Annotated in this window: 10 protein-coding genes; 5 read left to right on the top strand and 5 right to left on the bottom strand. The window is 70.3% G+C overall.

What is annotated here, in order from left to right; all coding sequences use genetic code 11:
- The 5 genes from QM624_RS11260 to QM624_RS11240 all read left to right on the top strand — a co-directional run.
- Positions 1-1070 (top strand): S1C family serine protease (locus tag QM624_RS11260; RefSeq protein WP_415091804.1); only part of this gene is annotated, 1070 nt, incomplete at its 5' end.
- 236 nt (positions 1071-1306) lie between these two features.
- Complete coding sequence (gene uraD / locus QM624_RS11255) at positions 1307-1813, top strand: 2-oxo-4-hydroxy-4-carboxy-5-ureidoimidazoline decarboxylase (RefSeq protein ID WP_415091802.1); 507 nt, start codon at positions 1307-1309, stop codon at positions 1811-1813.
- Positions 1810-2136 carry a hydroxyisourate hydrolase gene (gene uraH / locus QM624_RS11250; protein WP_415091800.1) on the top strand — a complete coding sequence of 109 codons (327 nt, stop codon included), beginning with the start codon at positions 1810-1812 and terminating at the stop codon, positions 2134-2136. The genes uraD and uraH overlap by 4 nt, the downstream gene beginning before the upstream one ends.
- A 5-nt stretch (positions 2137-2141) precedes the next feature.
- Positions 2142-3056: a factor-independent urate hydroxylase gene (gene pucL / locus QM624_RS11245; RefSeq protein ID WP_415091798.1), complete on the top strand. Its 915-nt coding sequence runs from the start codon at positions 2142-2144 to the stop codon at positions 3054-3056.
- Between the two features lie 117 nt (positions 3057-3173).
- Positions 3174-4703 (top strand): nucleobase:cation symporter-2 family protein, encoded by a 1530-nt coding sequence (locus tag QM624_RS11240; RefSeq protein WP_415091796.1) that lies wholly within the window; start codon positions 3174-3176, stop codon positions 4701-4703.
- A gap of 251 nt (positions 4704-4954) precedes the next feature.
- On the opposite strand, the gene QM624_RS11235 is transcribed toward QM624_RS11240, so the two are convergent.
- From QM624_RS11235 to QM624_RS11215, 5 genes are read right to left on the bottom strand one after another with little or no spacing between them, the layout of a single operon-like run.
- The gene (locus tag QM624_RS11235; protein WP_415091794.1) at positions 4955-5695 is read right to left on the bottom strand and encodes a GntR family transcriptional regulator; all 741 of its coding nucleotides are present in this window, start codon (positions 5693-5695) and stop codon (positions 4955-4957) included.
- A complete protein-coding gene (gene allB, locus QM624_RS11230) occupies positions 5649-7037 on the bottom strand; it encodes an allantoinase AllB (RefSeq protein WP_415091792.1) in 1389 nt (462 codons plus the stop codon). The genes QM624_RS11235 and allB overlap by 47 nt, the downstream gene beginning before the upstream one ends.
- Entirely contained in the window at positions 7030-8310 is a 1281-nt protein-coding gene (locus QM624_RS11225) for an allantoate amidohydrolase (protein WP_415091790.1), read from the bottom strand. The genes allB and QM624_RS11225 overlap by 8 nt, the downstream gene beginning before the upstream one ends.
- Complete coding sequence (locus tag QM624_RS11220; RefSeq protein WP_415091788.1) at positions 8307-9524, bottom strand: pyridoxal-phosphate-dependent aminotransferase family protein; 1218 nt, start codon at positions 9522-9524, stop codon at positions 8307-8309. The genes QM624_RS11225 and QM624_RS11220 overlap by 4 nt, the downstream gene beginning before the upstream one ends.
- Positions 9521-10216 carry a DUF1275 family protein gene (locus QM624_RS11215; RefSeq protein ID WP_415091786.1) on the bottom strand — a complete coding sequence of 232 codons (696 nt, stop codon included), beginning with the start codon at positions 10214-10216 and terminating at the stop codon, positions 9521-9523. The genes QM624_RS11220 and QM624_RS11215 overlap by 4 nt, the downstream gene beginning before the upstream one ends.
- Positions 10217-10354: the final 138 nt, after the last annotated feature.

Here is a 10354-nt window from a genome sequence, read left to right as displayed (position 1 = left end):
CGACCGCTCTCGCCGCGGTTGTCGGCGCCGGTGCCGGCGTCGGCGGGTATGCGCTGCTGGGGCCGTCCGGGCTGACCGCCTCGGCGCCGGTCAGCGCGGTCCCGGTCGCGCAGCCGGCCACCTTGGACGGCACCGTGACCGCGGCGGCGGCGAAGATCTCGCCATCGGTGGTGACGATCACGGTGCGCTCCGCCGGCGGCACCAGCATCGGCAGCGGGGTGGTCCTGGACACCGACGGGCACATTCTGACCAACGATCACGTGGTGTCCAGCAGCGCCACCTCGTCCAACCCGACTCGGACGGGCGGCTCAGCCAGCAACATCACGGTCACCTTCGAGGACGGGTCGACCGCCCAGGCCAGCGTGGTCGGCACCTCCGCCAACAACGACCTGGCCGTGATCAAGGTGAGCGGGGCGAAAGCCAGCCTGCTCAAGCCCGCGACCTTCGCCAAGTCGTCTTCGGTGGTCGTCGGACAGTCGGTGGTGGCGGTCGGCGCCCCGCTCGGCCTCAGCGAGACGGTGACCAGCGGAATCGTGTCCGCCACCGCCCGGCCGGTGCGCTCCGGCACCAGCGGTGAAGCCGTCTATCAGGCGGTGCAGACCGACACCGCGATCAATCCGGGCAACTCCGGCGGGCCGTTGGTCAACCTCAACGGGCAGGTGATCGGCATCAACGCCGCCGGCGCCTCGCTCAGTGATTCGGGTGAATCCGGCAGCATCGGCCTCGGCTTCGCCATCCCCTCCGACGTCGCGGTGCGGATCGCCAACGACCTGATCCAGAACGGGTCGGCCGCCGACGCCAGCCTCGGCGTCCGGTTGCAGGCCGGCGATTCGGCCACCGACACCACCTCGGACGGCGTCTCGCTTGCCGGCGTCACCGACGGCGGCCCGGCCCAGGCCGCGGGCCTGCAGGCCGGCGATGTGGTGACCCGCGTCGACGACGTCAACACCACCACCGCCGACGGGTTGATCGCGGCGATCCGGTTCCATGCGCCGGGCAGCACGGTGACCATCAACTACCTGCGCGACGGCCAGGAGCACACCGCTCAGGTCACCCTCGGCTCAAGCTGATCGCTTCCCGGAAAGAACCCCTGAGGGTCTGAATCCTCCCCACCGTCGGCGGGGAGAATTCAGACCCTCAGGGGTTCTGCTCGTACCAGGGCCGCCCCCTGCCACATCGCGGTGGCCGCCGGGGCGGATATTTTCCGGCGTTACCCAGCCGTCATAACTGCGACATTTGGCACGCAAAGAGCTCACTTAGCGTCATTCCCGAGACAAGTGGTCGGACCACGCGATTCGGGGAGCGCATGACAGTCGAAGAATTCAATGAGCTGGACGCCGCAGCAGCCGCGGCGGTGCTGGCCGCCTGCGCGGACGTCGATTCCTGGGTCGGCGAACTGGTGAGCGGCCGTCCGTTCATCTCACGGGACGCACTGCTCGATCGGGCCGCCGAGACCTCCCGAACCTGGACCGCTGCCGAGGTGGACGGCGCCCTGGCGCACCACCCGCGGATCGGCGAGCGGCCCCGCGTCGAGGCTCTCGGCGCCGCCAACGCCGCCCATTCAGCAGGCGAGCAGGCCGGCGTCGGCAACTCCAGCGCAGCCGTCCAGCAGGCGCTCGCCGAAGGGAATCTCGCCTACGAGGAGCACTTCGGCAGGGTCTTCCTGATCCGTGCCGCCGGACGCACGGCCGAGGAAATGCTGGCCGCGCTGACCGAGCGGCTGAACAACGACGACGCGACAGAGGCGGGCGTGGTGGCCGGCCAGTTGCGCGAGATCGCATTGCTGCGCCTCGAGCGGGAGGTCGTCGGATGAGCTTCGTCACCACCCACGTCCTGGACGGATCCCGCGGCGTTCCGGCCGCCGGGGTCGCCGTCCGGATGACCGACGCCGACCTGGTCGTGATCGCCCAGGGCGTCACCGACGCCGACGGCAGAGTGCCCGCGTTCGGTCCCGACAGCCTGCCCAGCGGCACCTATCACGTCATCTTCGACACCGGCGGCTACTTCGCCGACCTCGGCATCCCCACCTTTTATCCGTCGGTGACCATCACCGTCGCCATCGATTCCGGCGCGGCCCATTACCACGTGCCGCTGCTGCTTTCGCCTTTCGCCTATTCCACCTATCGAGGGAGTTGAAGTACATGTCCGTCACCGTCAGCCTTGGCGCCAACAAATACGGCAAGGCCGAGAACCGGGTCGTCAAGATCACCCGGGACACGGCCCGCCACGAGATCGAGGATCTCAATGTCAGCAGCCAATTGCGGGGTGCCCAACTGCTCGACTCCTACCTGGTCGGCGACAACGGCCTGGTGGTCGCCACCGACACCCAGAAGAACACCGTCTTCGCGTTCGCCAAGGAGTACGGGATCGGCTCGCCCGAGGAGTTCCTGCTGAAGCTGGGCGACCACTTCGTCTCGTCCTTCGAGTGGATCGAGGGCGGCCTGTGGCAGGCCGAGCTGTACGAGTGGGAGCGCATTCTGGTCGACGGCGCAGAGCACGACCACTCCTTCGTCCGCAAGGGTCAGGCCACCCGGCTGGCCGCCGTGCAGAAGATCGACGGCAAGACCCACGTGCTGGCAGGCCTGAAGGACCTCACCGTGCTGAAGTCCACCGGCAGCGAGTTCCACGGCTTCCCGCGGGACAAGTACACCACCCTGGTCGAGACCAACGATCGGATCATGGCGACCTCCGTCACCGGACGCTGGCGCTACCTGCCCGAGGCGGTGGAGGCCGGCATCGACTACAACGCGGTCTACGCCGGCGTCAGCGAGGTGTTCCTGGCCACCTTCGCCACGGTGCACTCGCTGGCCCTGCAGCAGACCCTGTGGGAGATGGGCAAGGCCGCCATCGAGGCCTTCCCCGAGATCGCCGAGGTGAAGTTCGCGATGCCGAACAAGCACCACTTCGTCTACGACCTCAGCCCGTTCGGCCTGGAGAACCCCAACGAGGTGTTCTACGCCGCCGACCGTCCCTACGGCTTGATCGAGGGAACCATCATCCGCGACGGGGTCACCCCCGAGCCGGACGCCTGGATCGACGTCCCCACCTTCGTCTGACCGAGACCTGCGCACGACCGGGCGCACCGCCCGGCCCCACCTAGCCGGCAGGCGCCGGGGCAGACCAGCCCCGGCGTCCGCCGGACTCCCGGACTTCACCCAGAGAGGCCCCCGGCCATGATCGACACCCACGAACCCACAACAACCGAGTCAGAACTACCCGACCTGCCCGTCGGCAGCCGTCCCGAGGACGAGAAGCTCGGCGTCGGCCCCACCATCGGCTACGGCGTCCAGCACATCCTGGCCATGTTCGGCGGCGTGATCGCCGTGCCGCTGATCGTCGGTGGCGCCGCCGGCCTGGACACCGCCGAGAAGGCGCTGCTGGTCGCCTGCGGCCTGTTCGTCAGCGGCGTGTCCACGCTGCTGCAGACACTCGGCGTGCGCGGCTTCGGCGCCCAGCTGCCACTCGTCCAGGGAACCTCCTTCGCCGCGGTGTCGACCATTCTGGCGATCATCGGCGACCGCGCCGGCGTCGGCCTGCAGTCCGCCTACGGCGCCGTCATCGCCGCCAGTGCGATCGGCCTGCTGATCACCCCGTTCTTCGCCCGGATCGTCCGCTTCTTCCCCGCGGTGGTCACCGGGTCGATCATCACCGTGATCGGCCTGTCGCTGATGCCGGTCGCGGCCGGCTGGATCACCGGCAACGCCACCATCACCGTCAACGGCGCCAGCGTGGCCAACCCGAACTTCGCCTCGCTGCCCAGCGTCGGCCTGGCACTGTTCACCTTCGCCGTGGTGATCGTGCTCAGCAAGATCGAGATCCTCTCCCGGATGGCGGTGTTGCTCGGCCTGGCGATCGGCACCATCGTGGCGCTGTTCACCGGCCAGACCAGCCTGGCGCCGGTGTCGGCCGCCGCGCCGGTGGCGCTGCCGCAGCCGTTCGCCTTCGGCATGCCGATCTTCGAGGCCGGCGCCATCATCTCGATGCTGATCGTCATCCTGGTGATCATGGTCGAGACCACCGCCGACCTGCTCGCGGTCGGTGAGGTCGTCGGCAGCAAGGTCGACGCCCGGCGGGTGGGCGACGGCCTGCGCGCCGACATGGCCTCGTCGATGATCGCGCCGGTCTTCAACTCGTTCCCGGCGACCGCGTTCGCCCAGAACGTCGGCCTGGTGGCCCTGTCGGGCATCAAGAGCCGCTTCGCGGTCGCCGCCGGCGGTGGCCTGCTGGTCATCCTCGGCCTGTCGCCGATGGCCGCGGCCCTGTTCAGCATCATCCCGGGCCCGGTGCTCGGCGGTGCCGGCATCGTGCTCTTCGGCACCGTCGCGGCGTCCGGCGTCCGGACCCTGTCGAAGGTCAACTACCAGGGCAACAACAACCTGGTGATCGTGGCCGCGTCAGTCGCGTTCGGGCTGATCCCGGTGGTGTCGTCGAACTTCTGGCACAGCTTCCCGGACTGGTTCGTGACCATCTTCCACTCCGGCATCAGCGCCTCGGCGATCATGGCGGTGGCCCTGAACCTGTTCTTCAACGTGTTCCTGCCGGGCACCCCGGATGAGCCGTCCGACCTGGCCGCGGCGCCGCCGCTTCAGGTGCAGGACACCGAGGCCCGCACGCTGGAGAGCGGCGGCACCCTGGGTCCGGACTCCTACGAGCCGGACATCCACATCGACGGCACCCGCGCCAAGGAACCCGCCGAACACTGACCCGCTCGCCGATCGGCGGGGCCACCCTTCCGGGTGGCCCCGCCGATTCGCGGGTTTGGGGCACATCGGGAAGTGCTGATCATTCACGTCATCCCGGGCTCCGCCCCGGGATCTCAGTCGTGGAGAGATCCCGGATCAAGTCCGGGATGACGTCCCCAGCTGGTTGAGCTGGTTGAAACCCCTTCAGCAACGCAGCCTCTGAGGTCTCGACAAGCTCGACCAACGGGTGAAGGAGTTCGCTCGGTGGGGGTTCAGGACGGCGTGTCGAAGCTGTCCAGCACCCAGTTCCGGACGCGGTGCAGATGCTCGCCGGCCAGGCTCACCACCCGTTCGGCGGCGCCCTCGGTGAACGCTTCGGCCAGCGCCTCGTGGTCGGCGTGCAGCGCCCGCACCCTGGCCAGCCGCAGCCGTTGCATCGGACGGGCGGCGGCCGAGGAGTTGGCGGCGTTCCGGAGCAGCAGGCACAGCCGCGGCATGCCGCAGGGCGCTGCGAGGGCTTCGTGGAAGGCCCGGCCCTCGGCGTCCCAACCGCTGACGTCGCCGGACGCCAGAGCGTCCCGTTGGCGTTCCACGATCTCTCGGACCAACTGCCGGTCGTCCTCGCCGGCCCGCGGCACGGCACTCGCCAGGGCGGCCTGTTCCAGGGCCGAGCGGATGGTGTACAGTTCGACGAACTCGTCCCGGGTCGGGGCGTGGACGAGGTAACCGCCGCGGTGGTTGTGCCGGATCAGTCCCTCGCCGATCAGCGACTTCAGCGCCTCACGCACCGGCGTCCGGCTCACCCCGAAGGCGGCCGCGATCTGGTCCAGCGGGACCACGGTGCCGGCCCGCACCCGGCCCGAGGCCAGCACCCGCCGCAACTCGGTGAGCACCGCCTCCTGACTGGTGCCGGTGGGGCGTAACTGGGCGACCAGTTCGACCGCCGCGCGGCCCCGTCCGACCACCTCAGCCGTCCCGCCGCAGCAGCCGTCCGGCGGGCTCGGCCAGGTCATGACCGTCGAAGACCGTCTTCCCGGCCAGCACGGTGCGTCGCACGCTGCCGGACAGCACCCGGCCGGTGTAGGCGGTCAGTTTGTTGCGATGAGCCAGCCGGCTGCCGTCGACGGCGATCTCGCGTCCGGGCTCGTACCAGATCAGATCGGCGTCCGCGCCGGCCTCGAGTACTCCCTTGCCGGCCACCCCGGCGACCCGGGCCGGTCCGGCGGACATCCAGGCGCTGACCTGCGGCAAGCCGATGCCGTGGTCGGCCGCGGCGTCCACCATGGCCGGGAAGGTGACCTGCAGGCTGGACACGCCGCCCCAGGCCTGGGCCAGGTCGCCGCCGCCCTTGGTCTTCTCTTCGACGGTGGACGGCGAATGGTCCGACACCACGCAGTCCAGGACGCCGGCGACCAGCCCCTGCCACAGCTCACGCTGGTTGCCGGGATCCCGGATCGGCGGGCAGCATTTGAACTCGGCGGCGCCGTCCGGGACGTTCTCGGAGTCGAAGATCAGGTAGTGAGGGCAGGTTTCGGCGGTCAGCGGCAGGCCCTCGGCCCGGGCCGCGGCGATCGGCTCCAGGGCACGTGCACTGGAGACGTGCAGGATGTGTGCGCGGGTGCCGTGCCGGCGCACCTGCTCGATCACCGTCTCGATGGCCCGCACCTCGGCCTCGGGCGGACGCGAGTCGACGAAATCGGTGTAGCGCCGGCTGGACCAGGCCGGGATGGCGCCCAGCACGTCCGGATCTTCGGCGTGCACGATCATCAGCCCGTCGAAGCTCGCCACCTCGGCCATCGCCCGGGCGAAGTCGCCGCCGTCCAGCGGTGGGAACTCGGGGACACCGGAATCGACCAGGAAGCATTTGAAGCCGTAGACCCCCTGCTCCCACAGCTCCTCCAAGCTGCCCAGGTTGCTCGGCACGGCGCCGCCCCACAGGCCCACGTCGACGAAGATCTTGCCCGAGGCCACCGCCCGCTTCACCGCCAGCGCGTCGCTGTCCACGGTCGGCGGGATCGAGTTCAGCGGCATGTCGACGATGGTGCCGATGCCGCCGTAGGCCGCCGCCTCGGTGGCACTGGCGAAGCCCTCCCACTCGGTGCGGCCGGGCTCGTTGACGTGCACGTGGCAGTCCACATTGGCCGGCAGCTGGATCACCTCGTCCGGCACGTTGATCACCAGCGTCCCGGACGCCGAATGCCCGGCATCGCAGGAGGCGTCCAGGGCCAGCGCGGCCCGCAACTCCTCGCCGGTGCGGACGGCGGTGATCAGCCCGGTGTCGGTGTCCACCTCGACGTCGGCAGGCACCAGCGCGGAGCCGATCAGGGTCTGCCGGGAGCGGAAGATCTTACGCATGACGGCTCCGATCCGTGGTCAATACGGTGCGGGTCGCGGTGGCGAACGCCTCCGCGGCCAGGGCGACATCCCAGACGGTGACCGCCTCTGCCGGGGCGTGCGAGATGCCGTCCTCACAACGGATGAAGAGCATCCCGACCTCGGTGACATCGGCCATCACCATCGCGTCGTGGCCCGCCCTGCTGTACAACCGGGGCACCGGTTCGGCACTGCCCTCGGTGGCGACCACGGCGTCCGCGATGGCCTCCATCAGCCAGTCGGCGCAGACCACCGCGTGCGCCCGGTGCTCCTCGGTCCAGTGGAAGTTGAGCTTCCGTTCGACGCAGACCCGGCCGATGGTGTCGCGGATCTCGTCCCACCCGGCGTCGCGGGCTTCATCGGTTTCGGCGCGCAGGTCGAGGCTGAACTCGACCCGGCCCGGCACCACGTTGACTGCGCCGGGGAAGGCCTCGATCTCGCCGACGGTGCCGATGATGTCGCGGCGCTTGGCGATCGACTCGATCGCCAGGACGGCGAAGCTGGCGCCGACCAGGGCGTCCCGGCGCCGGTCGTAGGGGGTGCCGCCGGCGTGCCGGGCTTCGCCGGTGATGGTCAGCGCGATGCGCCGGGCGCCGGCGATCGAGGTGACCACGCCCAGCGGACGGGCCTGTGCCTCCAGCAGCGGGCCCTGCTCGATGTGTGCCTCCAGATAGGCGACCAGTTCGTCCGGACGGCGGGCTGCGGTGCGCGCCTTGGCCGGGTCGAGGCCGAAGTCCTTGAACGCCTGCCGCAGGCTGGTGCCGGTCTCGTCGGTCTGGTCGAGCCACTCGTCCTGCCAGTCACCGGCGACCGGCTTGCTGCCCAGCATGGTCTGCGGGAACCGGGTGCCCTCCTCGTCGCTGAACGCCACCACCTCCAGTGCATGCGGCATGGACGGCATCGCCTCGCGCAGCAGTTCGGCGACCTCGATGCCGAGCACCACGCCCAGCGGACCGTCGTAGCGTCCGGCGTCCGGCACGGTGTCGATGTGCGAACCGAGCATCACCGCCGGCAGGCCCGGTTCACGGCCCTCCATCCGGCCGATCAGGTTGCCGGCGGCGTCGATCCGGGTACGCAACCCGGCGGCGGTCATCCAGCGTCCGACCAGGGCGTTCGCCCAGGCGTGCTGCGAGGTCAGGTGGAAGCGGTGAATGCTGCCCTTGATCGCGCTCAGCGCGGCCAGTTCGTCGCAGCGGTCATAGGCGCGCCGGCCGGCCGCGAGCATGGTGGGCTCCGGCGGCGGCTCTGCCCTCATCGGGCGTACACCTCCTTGGCGGCAGCGACTCCGGCTCCGGGGGTGGGGTTGGTGCCGGCGGCTCGGAGCACCTGCTCCAGCGCGGCCAAAGTCGTCAGCACGGTGTCGGTGCGGGCGTTGTAGCCCATGGTGCCGATCCGCCAGACCAGGCCGTGCAGCGGGCCGAACGAGGTGCCGATCTCGATCGCGAAATCGTTGAGCAGGCCGGCCCGGACCGCGTCGCCGTTCACGCCGTCCGGGATGTACACCGCGACCACGTTGTTCATCCGGTACCGCTGGTCGCCGAACAGCCGCAGGCCGAGAGCGACCAGGCCGGTGGTCATCGCCCGGCCGTGCCGGGCGTGCCGGGCGACGGCGGCGTCCATGCCCTCGTCAACCAGCAGCCGGGCGCATTCGCGGGCGCCGTAGAGCATCGAGGTGGCCTCGGTGTGGTGGTTCAGCCGGCGCGGGCCCCAGTAGTCGAGGATCATCCCGAGGTCGAAGTAGTTGGAGGCGATCCGGGTGCCGAGCGCCTCGTCGTCGTCCTCGCGGATGCCGGCCTCGATGTGCCGGCGGCCGCGGATCACCTCGACCGCGGCGTCCGAAAGGCTGATCGGCGAACTGCCGGACGGCCCGCCCAGGCATTTCTGCAGGCCCGCGGACGCGGCGTCCAGGACCCAGGCGTCCATCTCGAACCGGTTGCCGCCGATCGAGGCGGTGATGTCGGAGTAGAACAGCACGCCGCGCTCGCGGCACAGCCGGCCCAGTTCGGCCAACGGCTGGCACATGGTGGTGGAGGTGTCCCCCTGCACGATGGCGAGGACCTTGGGATGGACACGGTCGAGCGCGGCCTCGATCTCGTCGGCGGTGAAGACCGTGCCCCACTCCCGCTCGATGGTGTGCACCTCGGCGCCACAACGCTCACCGATCTCGGCCAGCAGCTGGCCGAAGCGGCCGGCGACCGGGACCAGCACCCGGTCACCCGGCTCGAGCAGCGAGACCAGGATCGCCTCGATGCCGGCTCGCGAGGTGCCGTCGACCAGCAGGGTGGCGTCGTTGCGGGTGCGGAACACCCGCCGGTACAGCTCCTGGGTCTCGGCCATGTAGTCGGTCATCACCGGGTCGTACTGGCCGACCAGACCGGCCGACATGGCCCGCAGCACGCGTGGGTCGGCGTTGATCGGGCCGGGGCCCATCAGCAGCCGGTGGGGCGGATCGACGGGGTTGACGCTCATGCGGTCCTCACTGGTTCGGGTGGACGGACCCGGCCGCGGTGACCCGACCAGGTGACGGCGAAGGTGACCAGCGCGGCGAGTGCCGGCCCCGCCGCCAGATGAAGCTGGAGCAGCAGGGCGCCGACCAGCGCGCCCGCCATGATCAGGACGACGGCGCTGCCGCGACGCCGCCAGTGTGAGCCGGCACCGCTGCCCAGGAACGAATCGGACGCCAGCGCGGTGATCGTCGAGGTGACCACCACGGTGGTCACATCCTTGACCGCGAGGTGGCGCGCGGCGGCCGCCTGGGCACCCATCGCGACGCCGAGCAGCGTGGTGACCAGCAGCTTGCGCGGCTCGTCCAGGCCGGGGACGGCGAGGATCACCGTGACCGCGACCAGGCTCACTCCGACCGCGGACAGGATTCCGGACGTCGCCGCCGACCAGCCGACCACGGCCTTTCGCAGCGCGCGTCCGCCCGCCGCGGCACCGGCGGCGAAGCCGAGCAGTGCGAGCACCGGACCGACCACGGGCAGCCCATCGGCGCCGGTCAGCGCCATCGCCAGGATCACCACGTTGCCGGTCATGTTGCCGGTGAACACCCGGTCGAGCCCGAGGTAGCCGACGGCGTCCACGATTCCGGTGGAGAACGTCAGCGCCAGCATCAGCGGCAGCGGCGACACCACGCGCTGCAGCGATCCGGTCTCGGGCACAACGACCTCCTTGCGTCCGGACGGGGTCCGGCCTCGGGCGGTGGCGGCGCTGCAACCTGCGGATTTCGGCCCCCACTCGATGCGTCCGGCGGATCCGGTGCGGTAGAGTCGAGGCAACTTGGTCCGACCAACATACCA

It is taken from the genome of Micropruina sp. (assembly GCF_047606365.1).
Lineage (GTDB): Bacteria > Actinomycetota > Actinomycetes > Propionibacteriales > Propionibacteriaceae > Micropruina.
The sequence above is the reverse complement of the archived record's forward strand: the minus strand, read 5'-3'. Positions and strand labels throughout refer to the sequence as shown.